This is a genomic window from Streptomyces sp. NPDC005533, from assembly GCF_042871845.1.
GTDB lineage: Bacteria > Actinomycetota > Actinomycetes > Streptomycetales > Streptomycetaceae > Streptomyces.
In genome coordinates, this window is record NZ_JBIAJH010000001.1 from 317383 (window position 1) to 331813 (window position 14431).

General features: G+C 71.5%; 17 protein-coding genes and 1 pseudogene. 17 read left to right on the forward strand and 1 reads right to left on the reverse strand.

Annotated elements, in window-relative coordinates; all coding sequences use genetic code 11:
• Nucleotides 1–56 precede the first annotated feature (56 nt).
• Nucleotides 57–734 (reverse strand): class I SAM-dependent methyltransferase, encoded by a 678-nt coding sequence (locus ACFYP3_RS01430; RefSeq protein ID WP_388824909.1) that lies wholly within the window; start codon nt 732–734, stop codon nt 57–59.
• A 131-nt stretch (nt 735–865) separates the two neighbouring features.
• On the opposite strand from ACFYP3_RS01430, the gene proS reads away from it, so the two are divergent.
• The 17 genes and pseudogenes from proS (at nt 866) to ACFYP3_RS01515 (ending at nt 14364) form a co-directional block, all read left to right on the forward strand.
• The gene (gene proS, locus ACFYP3_RS01435; protein WP_388824912.1) at nt 866–2278 is read left to right on the forward strand and encodes a proline--tRNA ligase; all 1413 of its coding nucleotides are present in this window, start codon (nt 866–868) and stop codon (nt 2276–2278) included.
• 210 nt (nt 2279–2488) lie between these two features.
• Complete coding sequence (locus ACFYP3_RS01440; protein ID WP_030708534.1) at nt 2489–3085, forward strand: hypothetical protein; 597 nt, start codon at nt 2489–2491, stop codon at nt 3083–3085.
• Between the two features lie 383 nt (nt 3086–3468).
• Nucleotides 3469–3909: a 30S ribosomal protein S16 gene (gene rpsP / locus ACFYP3_RS01445; RefSeq protein WP_030386406.1), complete on the forward strand. Its 441-nt coding sequence runs from the start codon at nt 3469–3471 to the stop codon at nt 3907–3909.
• 2 nt (nt 3910–3911) lie between these two features.
• A complete protein-coding gene (locus tag ACFYP3_RS01450) occupies nt 3912–4151 on the forward strand; it encodes an RNA-binding protein (RefSeq protein ID WP_030011889.1) in 240 nt (79 codons plus the stop codon).
• An 82-nt stretch (nt 4152–4233) separates the two neighbouring features.
• Complete coding sequence (rimM, locus tag ACFYP3_RS01455; protein WP_388824918.1) at nt 4234–4803, forward strand: ribosome maturation factor RimM; 570 nt, start codon at nt 4234–4236, stop codon at nt 4801–4803.
• Nucleotides 4803–5624: a tRNA (guanosine(37)-N1)-methyltransferase TrmD gene (gene trmD / locus ACFYP3_RS01460; protein ID WP_388824921.1), complete on the forward strand. Its 822-nt coding sequence runs from the start codon at nt 4803–4805 to the stop codon at nt 5622–5624. Before rimM ends, trmD begins: the two co-directional genes overlap by 1 nt.
• Nucleotides 5625–5756: 132 nt before the next feature.
• The gene (rplS, locus tag ACFYP3_RS01465; RefSeq protein ID WP_030823745.1) at nt 5757–6107 is read left to right on the forward strand and encodes a 50S ribosomal protein L19; all 351 of its coding nucleotides are present in this window, start codon (nt 5757–5759) and stop codon (nt 6105–6107) included.
• Nucleotides 6108–6151: 44 nt separating this feature from the next.
• Entirely contained in the window at nt 6152–6913 is a 762-nt protein-coding gene (lepB, locus tag ACFYP3_RS01470; protein WP_388824924.1) for a signal peptidase I, read from the forward strand.
• Nucleotides 6906–7952, forward strand: a pseudogene (gene lepB, locus ACFYP3_RS01475) (signal peptidase I). Before lepB (ACFYP3_RS01470) ends, lepB (ACFYP3_RS01475) begins: the two are co-directional and overlap by 8 nt.
• Entirely contained in the window at nt 7876–8772 is an 897-nt protein-coding gene (lepB, locus tag ACFYP3_RS01480; protein WP_388824927.1) for a signal peptidase I, read from the forward strand. Before lepB (ACFYP3_RS01475) ends, lepB (ACFYP3_RS01480) begins: the two are co-directional and overlap by 77 nt.
• Nucleotides 8773–8815: 43 nt before the next feature.
• Nucleotides 8816–9598: a signal peptidase I gene (gene lepB, locus ACFYP3_RS01485; protein WP_388824930.1), complete on the forward strand. Its 783-nt coding sequence runs from the start codon at nt 8816–8818 to the stop codon at nt 9596–9598.
• Complete coding sequence (locus ACFYP3_RS01490) at nt 9588–10091, forward strand: NUDIX hydrolase (protein ID WP_388824933.1); 504 nt, start codon at nt 9588–9590, stop codon at nt 10089–10091. Before lepB (ACFYP3_RS01485) ends, ACFYP3_RS01490 begins: the two co-directional genes overlap by 11 nt.
• 55 nt (nt 10092–10146) lie before the next feature.
• On the forward strand, nt 10147–10455 hold the full coding sequence (locus ACFYP3_RS01495; protein ID WP_005311352.1) for a DUF2469 domain-containing protein: 309 nt from the start codon (nt 10147–10149) through the stop codon (nt 10453–10455).
• Between the two features lie 109 nt (nt 10456–10564).
• Nucleotides 10565–10936: a YraN family protein gene (locus ACFYP3_RS01500; RefSeq protein ID WP_388824936.1), complete on the forward strand. Its 372-nt coding sequence runs from the start codon at nt 10565–10567 to the stop codon at nt 10934–10936.
• The gene (locus ACFYP3_RS01505) at nt 10936–12570 is read left to right on the forward strand and encodes a YifB family Mg chelatase-like AAA ATPase (protein ID WP_388824939.1); all 1635 of its coding nucleotides are present in this window, start codon (nt 10936–10938) and stop codon (nt 12568–12570) included. The genes ACFYP3_RS01500 and ACFYP3_RS01505 overlap by 1 nt, the downstream gene beginning before the upstream one ends.
• A complete protein-coding gene (locus ACFYP3_RS01510) occupies nt 12567–12911 on the forward strand; it encodes a hypothetical protein (protein ID WP_388824942.1) in 345 nt (114 codons plus the stop codon). The genes ACFYP3_RS01505 and ACFYP3_RS01510 overlap by 4 nt, the downstream gene beginning before the upstream one ends.
• A complete protein-coding gene (locus ACFYP3_RS01515; RefSeq protein WP_388824945.1) occupies nt 12904–14364 on the forward strand; it encodes a site-specific integrase in 1461 nt (486 codons plus the stop codon). The genes ACFYP3_RS01510 and ACFYP3_RS01515 overlap by 8 nt, the downstream gene beginning before the upstream one ends.
• Nucleotides 14365–14431 lie beyond the last annotated feature (67 nt).

The window sequence follows — 14431 nt, forward strand, 5'->3', positions numbered from 1 at the left end:
GACGGCGGGACGGCGGGACGGACGGCCGGCCGGCCGACGGGACGGCCGCGCGGGAATCAGCCCGTGCGGGCGATCACGTACCGGAAGATGTTCGGCAGCCACACGGCGCCGTCGGACCGCTCGAACGGGTGAAGCGCCTCGGCCAGCTCCTTCTCCGCCAGCGCCGGATCGGCCGCGCCGGCGTAGAGCCCGGTCGACACCAGCCCGCGCACCGCGCTGTCCACGTCCGCGTACCCGAACGGGCAGAACACCCGCCCCGATCCGTCCGGTGTGAGTCCGGCCCCCTCCACCAGCGCGTCCAGGTCGCGGGGCGAGGGCCCGCCCCCCAGGACCGCGGGTACCGTGCAGCGCTCCGCCGGGCCCCAGTCGGCCAGCACCACCGCCCCGCCGCGGCGCACCGCGGGCAGGGCCGCGGCCAGCGCCGCCGGCGACGGGGAGAAGGCCAGCAGGGCGTCGTACGGGCGCGGCGCCGACGGCGGTGCCGCCAGCACCTCCAGCAACCGCTCACGGGCCAGGGCCCGCCGGGCCGGATCCGCCTCCACGCCCGTGGCCACGGCTCCCCGCCCGGCCGCGAGCAGCAGGGGCAGGCCCGCCCCGCAGTCGAGGCCCAGCAGCCGGTCACCCGGCCCTACCTCCAGTCGGTCGTAGACCGCTTCGTACAGCGGTACCAGCATCCGTTCCTGGATCTCCGCCCAGTCCCGGGCGACGAGCGTCGCCGTCGGCGTCGGTGTCATCGAAAGAGCGCTCCTGATTCCGTGTCGCCCCCATGCCCCCGTTGCCAGGGAACTCCCCATTCGCCCCCGCGTCCAGAGGAGCGCGCCACCCGATTCACGCATCGCGTGCCCGGCGCCGTACGATTCGCGGCATGGCAAAGGCACCCGTTCTCACCCCGCAGGCGGAGGATTTCCCCCGCTGGTACCAGGATCTGATCAACAAGGCCGAGCTGGCCGACAACGGTCCGGTCCGCGGCACCATGGTCATCCGACCGTACGGCTACGGCCTGTGGGAGCGGATGCAGCAGGAGATGGACGCGCGCATCAAGGACGCGGGCGCCCAGAACGCGTACTTCCCGCTCTTCATCCCCCAGTCGTACCTGACGAAGGAAGCCGAGCACGTCGAGGGCTTCGCCCCCGAGCTCGCGGTCGTCACGCACGGCGGCGGCAAGGAGCTGGAAGAGCCGGTCGTCGTCCGGCCCACGTCCGAGACGATCATCAACGACTACTTCTCCAAGTGGGTCCAGAGCTACCGCGACCTGCCCCTGCTGATCAACCAGTGGGCCAACGTGGTGCGCTGGGAGATGCGCCCGCGGGTGTTCCTCCGTACGAGCGAGTTCCTCTGGCAGGAGGGCCACACCGCCCACGCCACCTACGAGGACGCCCGCGACTACGCCGCCCGCATCCACACGGACGTCTACGGCGACTTCATGACGAACGTGCTCGGCATCGACGTCGTGCTCGGCCGCAAGACCGCCAAGGAGCGCTTCGCCGGCGCCATCAACACCCTCACCCTCGAGGGCATGATGGGCGACGGCAAGGCCCTGCAGCTGGGCACGAGCCACGAGCTCGGCACCAACTTCGCCAAGGCCTTCAACACCCAGTACCTGTCGAAGGAAGGCAAGCAGGAGCTCGTCTGGCAGACCTCGTGGGGCGTCTCGACCCGCATGGTCGGCGGCCTGATCATGTCGCACGGCGACGACAACGGCCTGCGGGTGCCGCCGCGCCTCGCGCACGTCCAGGTCGTCGTCATGGCGATCAAGGGCGACGAGGCCGTCGCCAAGGTCCGCGAGCTCGGCGCCCAGTTGAAGGCGGCCGGTCTCCGCGTCCAGGTCGACGACCGCGTGGACACCCCCTTCGGCCGTCGCGCCGTGGACTGGGAGCTCAAGGGCGTACCGGTGCGCATCGAGATCGGCCCCCGCGACCTGGAGGCCGGCACCGCGATGCTGGCCCGCCGGATCCCGGGCGGGAAGACCCCGGTGCAGATCGACGCGCTCGCCGACCTGCTGCCCAAGGTGCTCGACGAGGACCAGGCGCAGCTGCTGCGCGAGTCCCGCGAGCGCCGCGAGTCCCGCACCTGCGACGTCGCGACCATCGAGGAGGCCGCCGAGGCCGCCGTCGCCGGTGGCTGGGCGCGGATCCCGTGGGCGGACCTAGGTCCCGAGGGCGAGGCGAAGCTGGCCGAGCAGGCCGTCTCCGTGCGCTGCCTGATCGCCGCGGACGGGTCGGTTCCCGAGGCGGACGACGCTCCCGGTACCCTCGCGATCGTCGCGCGCTCGTACTAGTCGGGCCCCGAAGGCTCCTGCGCCCCGGCGTGCGGCTCGTGCCGCGCGCCGGGGCGGCTGCGTCGGTGGTCCTCGTTACGTACCGACTCCTCCTGGGATCGGCGCACCCGTCCTCCTCCGGACGCATGAGACTGAACTGACTGGTACGTGCAAAAAATTTGGAATGGCCCGGAATCGGAACACCGGGGCACCCCGGCTCGTTGTCACGACGTGAGCACGACACCACCTGTTCTCGCCGCAGAGCTGGCGCAGGCGTGGGCCGATATTCAGCGGCACCACCCCGAGCTGCCTGACCTTGCCGCGCCCGAGTCCCTGATCGGAGAGTCCTCGTCCGCCTGCGGCGCCGAGCTCTCCTTCGAGCGACTGCTGCACGAGGCAGTCCACGGCATCGCCGCCGCCCGCGGAGTCCGAGACACCTCGCGCGCCGGCCGCTACCACAACCGCAGATTCCTCGCGATCGCCGAGGAGCTGGGGCTGGACCACTCCGAGGAACCGCACGCCAGCAGCGGCTTCTCGCTCGTCACGCTCAATCCGGAGGCGAAGCGGCGCTATCGCCCCACCATCGAACGGCTGCAGCGCGCCCTCAAGGCGCACACCGCCGCCACGGCCGCCGACACCAAACGCAGCTTCCGCGGACCGGCCGCCCGGCACGGGTCCTCCGGCGGCGGCGTGCGCGTGAAGGCGGTCTGCGACTGCGGGCGCAACGTGCGGGTGGTCCCCTCCGTGCTGGCCCAGGCGCCGATCGTGTGTGGTGGGTGCATGAAGCCCTTCCGCATCCCCGAAGTCGCCATCGCGGCGGCCTCCTGACCGCCGTCACCGTCGCCACCGGGGCCACCGCCCCACGGCGAACGGGCCGCCGGGCCCTCGCCCCCACCGGGGCGACCGCCGACGGCGCGCACGCGGGCAGCCCGCACCGCCGCACCCCCGGTGGGCCGCTCCCCGCGCCCCGCACCGCCGTCCCCGCGGCACGGCATGTCCGCACCGGTGGGGGAGCGGGCCGCCCGCGCGAGCCGGACCGTCCCGCCCGGCCGAGCGCGCCGCGGGCGTATGGCACAATGGCTAGCTGTACTCGACAGTCGCATAGGACCCCTCTCTCCTCCGGCTGACGCGTCCATCGGGCACCCGAGTACCGCAACCCCACGTGGCATCTCATGTGCCCAACCACGTCAAGTTCAGGAGACACCACTCCAGTGGCAGTCAAGATCAAGCTCAAGCGCCTCGGCAAGATTCGCCAGCCGCACTACCGCATCGTCGTCGCCGACGCCCGCACCCGCCGGGATGGTCGCGCGATCGAGGAGATCGGTATCTACCACCCGACCTACAACCCGTCGCGCATCGAGGTCAACGCCGAGCGTGCGCAGTACTGGCTGTCCGTCGGCGCCCAGCCCACCGAGGCTGTGCTCGCCATCCTGAAGCTGACCGGTGACTGGCAGGCCCACAAGGGTCTCCCCGCCCCCGCGCCGCTCCTGCAGCCGGAGACGAAGGAGAGCAAGCGTCGCTCCTTCGACGAGTTCGCCAAGGCCCTCGAGGGCATCGGCGAGGGCAAGGGCGAGGCCATCACGCAGAAGGCGAAGAAGGCCGACAAGAAGGCGGACGAGGCTGAGGCCGCCGCCGAGTCGACCGAGGCCTGATCATGCTCGAGGAGGCTCTTGAGCACCTCGTAAAGGGCATTGTGGACAACCCCGACGAAGTGCAGGTCGCCTCGCGCAACCTGCGCCGCGGGCAGGTGCTCGAGGTCCGGGTCCACCCGGACGACCTCGGCAAGGTGATCGGCCGCAACGGCCGCACCGCGCGTGCTCTGCGTACCGTCGTGGGCGCCATCGGCGGCCGTGGGATCCGCGTCGACCTCGTCGACGTGGACCAGGTCCGCTGAGCAGTTGAATCACCGGCACGGGCCGGGGAGGGCATTCGTGCCCACCCCGGCCCGTCGTCGTCTGAACAGGAGAGAGACCACAGTGGAGCTGGTAGTCGCGCGGATCGGCCGCGCCCACGGCATCAAGGGTGAGGTCACCGTCGAGGTGCGCACGGACGAGCCGGAGCTGCGGCTCAGCCCCGGCGCGGTGCTCAAGACGGACCCCGTCACCGCGGGACCGCTGACCATCGAGACGGGCCGGGTGCACAGCGGCCGGCTGCTGCTCCGCTTCGCCGGCGTCAAGGACCGCACCGGGGCCGAGGCACTGCGCAACATCCTGCTGATCGCCGAGGTGGACCCGGCGGAGCTGCCGGAGGAGGAGGACGAGTACTACGACCACCAGCTGATGGACCTGGACGTGGTACTGGAGGACGGCACCGAGATCGGCCGGATCACCGAGATCTCCCACCTGCCCTCGCAGGACCTCTTCATCGTCGAGCGACCGGACGGCTCCGAGGTGATGATCCCCTTCGTCGAGGAGATCGTCGCCGAGATCGACCTGGAGGAGCAGCGCTGCGTCATCACCCCGCCGCCCGGGCTGATCGACGAGCGCGAGGCGGTCGTCGCCTCGTCCCGTGACGAGGACGCGCAGGCCTCCGGGGACGACGCCTGATGCGACTCGACGTCGTCACGATCTTCCCCGAGTACCTGGAGCCGCTGAACGTCTCCCTCGTCGGCAAGGCCCGCGCCCGCGGCCAGCTCGACGTGCACGTCCACGACCTGCGGGACTGGACGTACGACCGGCACAACACGGTCGACGACACCCCGTACGGCGGCGGTCCCGGCATGGTCATGAAGACCGAGCCGTGGGGCGAGGCCCTGGACCAGGCGCTGGCCGACGGCTACGAGGCGGGCGCGCACGGGCCCGTCCTGGTCGTCCCCACGCCCAGCGGCCGGCCCTTCACCCAGGAGCTGGCCGTCGAGCTCTCCGAGCGGCCCTGGCTGATCTTCACGCCGGCCCGGTACGAGGGCATCGACCGCCGGGTCATGGACGAGTACGCCACGCGCATGCCGGTGTACGAGGTCTCCATCGGCGACTACGTCCTGGCGGGCGGCGAGGCCGCCGTCCTGGTCGTCACCGAGGCCGTGGCCCGGCTGCTGCCCGGAGTCCTCGGCAACGCCGAATCCCACCGCGACGACTCCTTCGCGCCGGGCGAGATGGCCAACCTGCTGGAGGGGCCCGTCTTCACCAAGCCCCCGGTGTGGCGCGGCCGCGACATCCCAGAGGTGCTGCTCAGCGGCCACCACGGGAAGATCGCCCGCTGGCGCCGGGACGAGGCCTTCCGCCGGACCGCGCAGAACCGCCCCGACCTGATCGAGCGCTGCGAGGCCGCCGCCTTCGACAAGAAGGACCGGGAGATCCTCTCCATCCTGGGCTGGACGCCGTCCCCCGACGGCCGATTTTGGCGCAGGCCGCAGGCCGTGGAAGAATAGGCGGCTGCTGTACGCCCGCGAGCGCCCCTGCCACAGGGGGACCGTCGCCCGCAGGGTGGGACAGCTCCCGAATTCTCTACGGAAACCCGCCCGGCGGCCTGTGGCGTCGTGCGAAGAAAGCAGACGAAGAACATGTCTCACCTGCTCGATGGCGTCAACGCCGCCGCGCTCCGCTCGGACGTCCCGGCCTTCCGCCCGGGTGACACGATCAACGTGCACGTCCGCGTGATCGAGGGCAACCGCTCCCGTATCCAGCAGTTCAAGGGCGTCGTCATCCGTCGCCAGGGCGCCGGGGTCTCCGAGACCTTCACCGTCCGCAAGGTCTCCTTCAGCGTCGGCGTGGAGCGTACCTTCCCGGTCCACTCCCCGATCTTCGAGAAGATCGAGCTCGTCACCCGCGGTGACGTTCGCCGTGCGAAGCTGTACTACCTCCGTGAGCTCCGCGGCAAGGCCGCGAAGATCAAGGAGAAGCGCGACAAGTAAGGTCGCCTCCGGTGTTCGGGGGCGGCCGGATAGGCTCGCCCCCGATGGACACCGAAGCACCTCACACGCAGCGCGGCCACTCTTCCCCCGGCGAGGGGGAGGAGCGGCCGCGTTTTGCGTTCTCCGCGCGTGGGCGCAACGGGGCGCCCGCGCGGGGGCGGACGTCGTCCCGGTCCCCGCTGACCTGGCGGCGGGCCGGACTCCTCGGCGTGATCTGCACGGTCTTCCTGCTGCTCTTCAGCAACTTCGTGGTCCAGCCCTTCCTGATCCCGAGCCGCTCCATGGAGCCGACGCTCCAGGTCGGGGACCGGGTACTGGTCAACAAGCTGGCGTACCGTTTCGGCGACCGGCCGGGCCGCGGGGACGTGGTGGTCTTCGACGGCACGGGCTCCTTCGTACGGGAACGCCCGGAGGGCAATCCGGTCGGCGTGCTGCTGCACGGCGCGGCCTCGGCGCTCGGGCTCGCGGAGCCGTCCGACACCGACTTCGTGAAGCGGGTCGTGGGCGTCGGCGGTGACGACGTGGTGTGCTGCGACGCCGCCGGGCGGGTCGAGGTCAACGGCGTACCGCTGGACGAGCCGTACCTGTATGCCGGTGACGCGCCCTCGACGGTGCCGTTCCGGATCGTCGTACCCCTGGGGAGCCTGTGGGTGATGGGAGATCATCGGTCCCAGTCCCGGGACTCACGGGACCACCTCGGGGAACCGGGCGGGGGGATGGTGCCGGTGGAGATGGTGATCGGACGGGCCGACTGGATCGGCTGGCCGGTTTCGCGCTGGGGCGCGGTCGGCGGCGGTCATGGGTAACCGGGGACGGCCGCGGGGCGGCCGGGAGCGGGAGCCCGAACCGGAGCCGGAACCGACACCCGTACCGGTGGTGGAGGGCGGTCGGGCCGAACGGCGCCGGACGGCCCGCAAGGTGCGCCGGCGGCGCCGCACGCGCCGGGCCGGCGAACTGCCGCTGCTGGTCGTGGTGGCGCTGTGCATAGCCCTGCTCCTCAAGACCTTCCTCGTGCAGGCCTTCTTCATCCCTTCGGGCTCGATGGAGCAGACGATCCGGATCGGCGACCGGGTCCTCGTCGACAAGCTGACCCCGTGGTTCGGCTCCAAGGTCGAGCGCGGCGACGTCGTCGTGTTCAAGGACCCGGGCGGCTGGCTCAAGGGAGAGGCGGCCCGGCCGGCCCCGGACCCGGTCGGCGTCAAACAGATCAAGCAGACCCTGACCTTCATCGGCCTGCTGCCCTCGGCGGACGAGCAGGACCTCATCAAGCGCGTCATCGGCGTGGGCGGTGACACCGTCAAGTGCTGTGACAGCCGGGGCCGGGTCACCGTCAACGGCTCCCCGCTCGAGGAGCCGTACGTGAACCCGGGCAACGCCCCGTCGGAGATCACCTTCGAGGTCGAGGTGCCGCCCGGCCGGCTCTTCGTCATGGGCGACCACCGGGCGAATTCGGCGGATTCGCGCTTCCACCTCGACGAGGCCTTCGACGGCACGATCGACGAGAAGGGGGTCGTCGGCGAAGCCGTGGTGATCGCCTGGCCGTTCGGGCACTGGAAGCGACTGGAACAGCCCGCGACCTTCCGCATGGTGCCCGATCAGGCACGCAGCGAAGGACGCGGACGGCGTAAGCGCCGTCGGGGCGTGCCGTTCGCATAGTGTGTCTTCGGTCTCCCGCGCCTTAGGGAACTCCCGCTCGTTAAGGGAGGGGAGGGCCCGTGTCTGTTTCGGCGCGGGCGGCGATCGCGAGTGAGGAGTGGATGTGGGGGATGTGGCGGTAGGCGCACGATCCGGACGCGACGAGGGCGAGGAGCGGCCGGACGATGCAGTCGAGCGCGACGCCGATGAGGACGGTACCGCGGCGCGCGCGCACCGCTCGTTCTGGAAGGAACTTCCGCTCCTCATCGGCATCGCCCTGCTGCTGGCCCTGCTGATCAAGACCTTCCTGGTGCAGGCGTTCTCCATCCCGTCCGACTCGATGCAGGACACGCTGCAGCGCGGTGACCGGGTGCTGGTGGACAAGCTGACCCCGTGGTTCGGTTCCGAGCCGGAGCGCGGTGAGGTCGTGGTCTTCCACGACCCCGCGAACTGGCTCTCCGGGGAGCCGACCCCGGAGCCGAACATCGTGCAGAAGGCCCTCAGCTGGATCGGCCTGATGCCGTCCGCCGAGGAGAAGGACCTGATCAAGCGGACCATCGCCGTCGGCGGCGACACGGTCGAGTGCAAGAAGGGGGGACCGGTCGTCGTCAACGGCAAGGAGCTCGACGAGCCGTACATCTTCCCCGGCAACACCCCTTGTGACGACGCCCCCTTCGGTCCGATCACCGTGCCCAAGGGCAAGATCTGGGTGATGGGCGACCACCGGCAGAACTCCCAGGACTCCCGCTACCACATGCAGGACTCCACCCAGGGCTTCGTTCCGGTCGACAAGGTCGTCGGGCGCGCCGTCGTGATCGCGTGGCCGCTCACCCGCTGGTCCACCCTGCCGGTCCCGGCCACCTTCGACCAGCCGGGCATCGGCAACCAGGCCGCCGCGACCGCGCTGGGTCTCGGGGCCTCCGGACTGGCACCGGTCGGGCTCGGGCCGGCCGCGCTGGGCCTCGTCGGAGCGGTTCCGCTCGTCATGTGGCGCAGGCAGAAGCTGACCGGCGGTCGTACCGCCCGGTAGGGTGCCGCCCAGGTCGACGATCCCGGAGTGTGGGGGCGCTGCAATGGGCGGAACACAAGCGATACGCAGTGGCAAGGATGGCCGCGGCGGTCTCGGCAACGTGCTGTCGGGACTCGCCGTGGCCATCGGCTTTGCGCTGTTCCTCGGCGGTTTCGTGTGGGGGGCGTTCCTCTACCAGCCCTACACGGTGCCGACCGACTCGATGATGCCGACCGTGCGGCCCGGGGACCGGGTCCTCGCGCAGCGCATCGACGGCGAGGAGGTGCGCCGCGGCGACGTGGTCATCTTCACTGATTCCATGTGGAGCGATTCGCCCATGGTCAAGCGGGTCGTCGGCATCGGTGGCGACACCGTGAAGTGCTGCGGCGCGGGCGGCGAACTCACCGTGAACGGCACCCCGCTGGACGAGCCGTACGCCGACACCAGCCGGCCGGACACGGGTCTCGCGATGCCGCCGGGGCAGGCCCCGGCGCCCGGGACCCCCTTCGAGGTGACGGTCCCCGAGGGGAACCTCTTCCTGCTGGGCGACCGGCGGGCCGCGTCCCTGGACTCCCGGGCCCACCTGCAGGAGGCCGGGCAGGGGACCGTGGCCCGGTCGGCCGTCAGCGCCCGCGTCGACGCCCTGGCCTGGCCCTCCGCGAAGATGCTGGAGCGGCCGGAGACGTACGCCGCCCTGCCCGGCGGCATCTCGCGGCCCGGGCCGCTGCGGCTCCAGCTGGTGACGGTGGCGGCCGGCGCCGCCCTGGTCCTGCTGGGGGCCGCGTACGGTCCCCTGGCGCGGCTCCTGGGGCGCACCCGGCGACAGGAGCGGGCCGGTGCCCGCTGACCTGGCCGCAACGGGCCACCGGAAGGTGTCGCGGGTGATCCTGCTGGACCCGGAGGACCGGATCCTGCTGCTGCACGGCTTCGAGCCGGCGGACCCCTCGGACGACTGGTGGTTCACCCCGGGCGGCGGGCTGGAGGGCGACGAGAGCCGTGAGCAGGCCGCCCTGCGCGAGCTGGCGGAGGAGACGGGGATCACAGAGGTCGAGCTGGGGCCGGTGCTGTGGCACCGCTACTGCTCCTTCCCCTTCGACGGGCGCCGCTGGGAGCAGGACGAGTGGTACTTCCTGGCACGTACCAGCCAGACCGCGACCGAGATGGGCGGGCTGACCGAGCTGGAGCGGCGCAGCGTCACCGGAGCCAGGTGGTGGACCTCCGAGGAACTTCTCTCGGCCCATGAGACGGTGTACCCGACCAGACTCGCCGAGCTGCTCCGTACGCTGCTCGACGACGGTCCTCCGGGTGAGCCGGTGGTCCTGGCCCCGGAAATCGTCTAGGGGCGCAGGGGCCTGGCGCACAATGGGGGGACGCACGGCTGAAGGGGAACATGCCATGAGTGCCGAGGACCTCGAAAAGTACGAGACCGAGATGGAGCTGAAGCTCTATCGGGAGTACCGCGACGTCGTCGGGCTGTTCAAGTATGTGATCGAGACCGAACGCCGTTTCTACCTCACCAATGACTACGAGATGCAGGTGCACTCGGTCCAGGGCGAGGTCTTCTTCGAGGTCTCGATGGCCGACGCGTGGGTCTGGGACATGTACCGGCCGGCCCGCTTCGTGAAGCAGGTCCGGGTGCTGACCTTCAAGGACGTGAACATCGAGGAGCTCAACAAGAGCGACCTCGAACTGCCCGGCAGCTGAGCTTTCTCACCCGGAAGGGTGAGGAGGTTGTCCACAACGGCCGGCTTGTCCACCAAGATCCGCACGGTGGGCGGGGACGCGGGACCGTCGGTGCCGGAGGTGGTGCCGGATGAACGCGAAGGGCGTGGCACAGCAGGCATTGGGGCGGTACGGCGAGGACCTCGCGGCGCGGCGGCTGACCGAGGCCGGGATGACCGTGATCGCGCGGAACTGGCGGTGCCGCGGCGGGGAGATCGACATCGTCGCGCGGGACGGGGACGCCCTCGTCGTGTGCGAGGTCAAGACCCGCCGGGCGGGTGACTTCGAGCATCCCATGGCCGCCGTGCGGCCCGCCAAGGCCGAGCGCTTACGGGGGCTCGCCGGGCGGTGGCTCGCCGACCACGGCGGACCGCCCCCGGGTGGCGTGCGCATCGACCTCGTCGGAGTCCTGCTGCCGCGGCGCGGCGCTGCCCTGGTGGAACACGTCAGGGGGGTGGCCTGATGGGCTTCGCACGAGCCTGCTCGGTGGCCCTGATCGGCGTCGACGGGGTGGTGGTCGAGGTCCAGGCCGATCTGGAGCCCGGGGTCGCGGCCTTCACCCTGGTGGGGCTGCCGGACAAGACCCTCGTCGAGAGCCGGGACCGGGTTCGGGCGGCCGTGGTCAACTCCGGCGCGGCCTGGCCGCAGAAGAAGCTCACGGTCGGGCTCAGCCCCGCCTCCGTGCCGAAGTCCGGCGCCGGATTCGACTTGGCCGTCGCCGCGGCGGTGCTCGGGGCCGCCGAGGTGGTCGACCCGGCCGCCATCGCCGACCTGGTCCTCATCGGTGAGCTGGGACTGGACGGCCGGGTGCGGCCCGTCCGCGGGATCCTGCCGGCGGTCCTCGCCGCCGCGGAGGCCGGATACCGGCAGGTGGTGGTGCCGCAGCAGTGCGCCGCCGAGGCGGCCCTGGTGCCGGACGTCTCCGTGCTCGGCGTGCGCAGCCTGCGCCGGCTGATCGCGGTCCTGACGGACGGGGTGCTCCCCGAGGAGGATCCGCCCGAACCGCCGGGGCGCCCCGATCCGATACTGGCCGGCCTGCTCGTCCCCGGGGCGGGGCTGGGCACCGGTCTCGCTTCCGGCCGCGCCGGCCGGGGGGACGCCGCGGACTTCCCCGACCTCGCCGACGTGGCGGGGCAGCACACGGCGCGCCGCGCCCTGGAGGTGGCGGCCGCCGGAGGTCACCACCTGTTCCTCAGCGGACCTCCCGGCGCGGGGAAGACCATGCTGGCCGAGCGGCTGCCCTGGATCCTGCCGCCGCTCACCCGCAAGGACTCGGTCGAGGTCACGGCCGTGCACTCGGTCGCGGGAATCCTCCCGCCCGGCGAACCGCTGGTCGCCCGGCCGCCGTACTGCGCACCGCACCATTCGGCGACCATGCAGTCCCTGGTGGGCGGCGGGAGCGGCGTCCCCAGGCCCGGGGCGGTCTCCCTGGCCCACCGCGGGGTGCTCTTCCTGGACGAGGCCGCCGAGTTCCACAGCCGGGCCCTGGACGCGCTGCGTCAGCCCCTCGAATCGGGACACGTGGTCATCGCCCGCGCGGCCGGCGTGGTGCGGTTGCCGGCCCGGTTCCTGATGGTGCTCGCCGCGAACCCCTGCCCGTGCGGGCGCCACACCCTCATGGGAGCCGGGTGCGAATGCCCGCCCTCGGTGATCCGGCGCTACCAGGCGCGGCTGTCCGGGCCGCTGCTCGACCGGGTGGACCTGAGGGTGGAGGTGGAGCCGGTGACCCGCTCCGATCTGCTGGGGCAGGGCGGGCGCGGAGAAGCCACCGCCGTGGTCGCCGGGCGGGTGCGGGAGGCCCGGGAGCGCGCCGCGGCCCGGCTCGCCGACACCCCCTGGCGGCTCAACTGCGAAGTGCCCGGGCAGGAACTGCGGACCCGGTGGCAGGCGGGCCCCGGGGCCCTGGCGCAGGCCGAGCGCGATCTGGAGCGGGGGCTGCTCACCGCGCGGGGGCTGGACCGGGTCCTGCGGGTCGCCTGGACCGTCGCCGACCTGCGGGGGCGGGACCGGCCCGACGCGCTGGACGTGGCCGTCGCGCTGGAGCTGCGGACGGGGATCACCCGCGGGGCGATCCCCGTGACGGGAGGAGCGGCATGACCGGCGCCGGGGAAGGGGAACTGCTGGCGCGGGCGGCGCTGACCCGGGTGCTGGAGCCCGGGGACGAGCACGGCGGGCGCTGGCTGCGCGAGCACGGGGCGGTCGGACTGATGGAGCTGCTCACCGGCCCCGAGGCGGGATCGCGGGCCCCGGCCGGAGTGGGGCCGGAGCGGCTCGCCGGATACCGCAGACGGGCGGCGCTGGCCGATCCGCGGCGCGACCTCGAGCGGGCCGCCGCGACGGGAGGCCGGTTCGTGTTCCCGGGTGCGGCGGAGTTCTGTTTACAGTTGGCGTGTTGCCCAAGGTCGTGTTGCGCGCGTGGAGGTCTGTGTTGTGGATGAGTGGCGTCTGTATTGGGTGGGCGACGGCGGTACACCGAGCGGTTCGGGAACGGATGCTCTTGCCGGGTGGGAGGACCTGAGCGAGCGTGAGCGCGTGCTGGGGTTCCGGGACCGGCAGCCGATTTTGCTTTCGCCTCTGGGCCGGGTGGATGCGCGGATGACCGAGATCTTCCGGCGCGGGCGCTTCGCGGTGAAGGCTCAGGGCACGCAGGAGTCGTACGTGACGGATCTGCGGCTGTTCTTCACGTTCCTGTGGCAACGAGGTCTGGGCTGGGATGAGGCCTCACCTGACGATCTTGAAGACTGGGAGGACTGGCGGCTGCGCGGGGCTGGGAACCCGAGCCTGATTGGCGGCTCGAAATGGGGTCGTGAACTGGCCGCGATGCGGTTGTTCTATGACCTGGCTGTCGAGCGTCAGTACATGCGGGCCAGCCCCGTCCGGACCCGCTCGATCGTGACGCGGGACGGCGCGATAGCCGAGGTCGCCGAGTTGGCGCCGAAGGACGTACGTGCTTCCAATGTGAAGTGGCTGACGCCCCGCGCTTACCGGCTGTGGCGTGATGTGGGGCTTGGGGGCCTGCTGCCAAGCGGGCTTGAGGACGAGAGCTGGCGGGGTCGCAACGATGGCCGGGACACCGCCTTCGCGGATCTTGTCTATTCCACGGGGCTTCGGCGCCGGGAGTCGGGCACGTTGCTCACGGCCGAACTACCCGCACTCGGGGACCGGCGCTACTACGCCGGGAACGTGGCGAAGGCGGTCGCCAAACGGGCTGGCCGCTTCTTTTACGCCAGCCATGGGGCTTTGCAGGGCGTGGAGACCTACCGGATCACCACCCGGGCCCAAGCAGTCCGCCGTGCTCAGCACCGCGGGCTCTACGAGCAGATCGAGGGCCGGCGGATCGTCGAGGAAGTGTCCCGGCGGGGGCTGGTTCGCTGGACGGAGACGAACGGCCAGGGCGGGCGGGCCCATCTGGACACGCTGACCGACCGGCAGCGGCTGCTGCTGTTCGTCAGGGGGGAAGACGGGCTGGAACCGGCGATGGTGTGGCTGACGGAGTCCGGCCTGCCGATGCGCTACCGGGGCTGGAGCAAGGTCTTCGAGCGTGCCAGCGACCGCTGCCAGGCCCATGACCTGGGCGTATGGGCCACACCGCACATGCTGCGGCACTCGATGGCTCTTCGGGTTCTGCTCGCACTCAACCGCGCTTTGGACCGCCGGCTGGGCCTGGACCCGGCTCAGCGTCGGAACTACGAAGACATCTACGGAAATGTATGGGTGATGGTGAAGGACCTGCTGGGACACGCCTCGGAGGAGACCACGCGGGAGGTCTACCTTGAGCCGCTGCGTGGACTGCAACTGGAGTCGCTGCTGAACGATGAGGACAACCCGAGCAACGAGGAACTGCTGGCTGACCTTGCCGCCCGCACCGGCCTGATCCTGGATGCGGCGTGACGGCCCGTAAGCGTGGGGCCGTCCTGCCCCCAGCGGATTACCGGCGGCCCCAGGCCCTCGATACCTC

Coding starts and splice junctions, on each gene's coding strand:
- ACFYP3_RS01430 (WP_388824909.1), bottom strand. CDS start 734: ATGACACCGACGCCGACGGCGACGCTCGTCGCCCGGGACTGGGCGGAG.
- proS (WP_388824912.1), top strand. CDS start 866: ATGGCAAAGGCACCCGTTCTCACCCCGCAGGCGGAGGATTTCCCCCGC.
- ACFYP3_RS01450 (WP_030011889.1), top strand. CDS start 3,912: ATGCTCGAGGAGGCTCTTGAGCACCTCGTAAAGGGCATTGTGGACAAC.
- trmD (WP_388824921.1), top strand. CDS start 4,803: ATGCGACTCGACGTCGTCACGATCTTCCCCGAGTACCTGGAGCCGCTG.
- rplS (WP_030823745.1), top strand. CDS start 5,757: ATGTCTCACCTGCTCGATGGCGTCAACGCCGCCGCGCTCCGCTCGGAC.
- lepB (WP_388824924.1), top strand. CDS start 6,152: ATGGACACCGAAGCACCTCACACGCAGCGCGGCCACTCTTCCCCCGGC.
- lepB (WP_388824930.1), top strand. CDS start 8,816: ATGGGCGGAACACAAGCGATACGCAGTGGCAAGGATGGCCGCGGCGGT.
- ACFYP3_RS01495 (WP_005311352.1), top strand. CDS start 10,147: ATGAGTGCCGAGGACCTCGAAAAGTACGAGACCGAGATGGAGCTGAAG.
- ACFYP3_RS01500 (WP_388824936.1), top strand. CDS start 10,565: ATGAACGCGAAGGGCGTGGCACAGCAGGCATTGGGGCGGTACGGCGAG.
- ACFYP3_RS01505 (WP_388824939.1), top strand. CDS start 10,936: ATGGGCTTCGCACGAGCCTGCTCGGTGGCCCTGATCGGCGTCGACGGG.
- ACFYP3_RS01510 (WP_388824942.1), top strand. CDS start 12,567: ATGACCGGCGCCGGGGAAGGGGAACTGCTGGCGCGGGCGGCGCTGACC.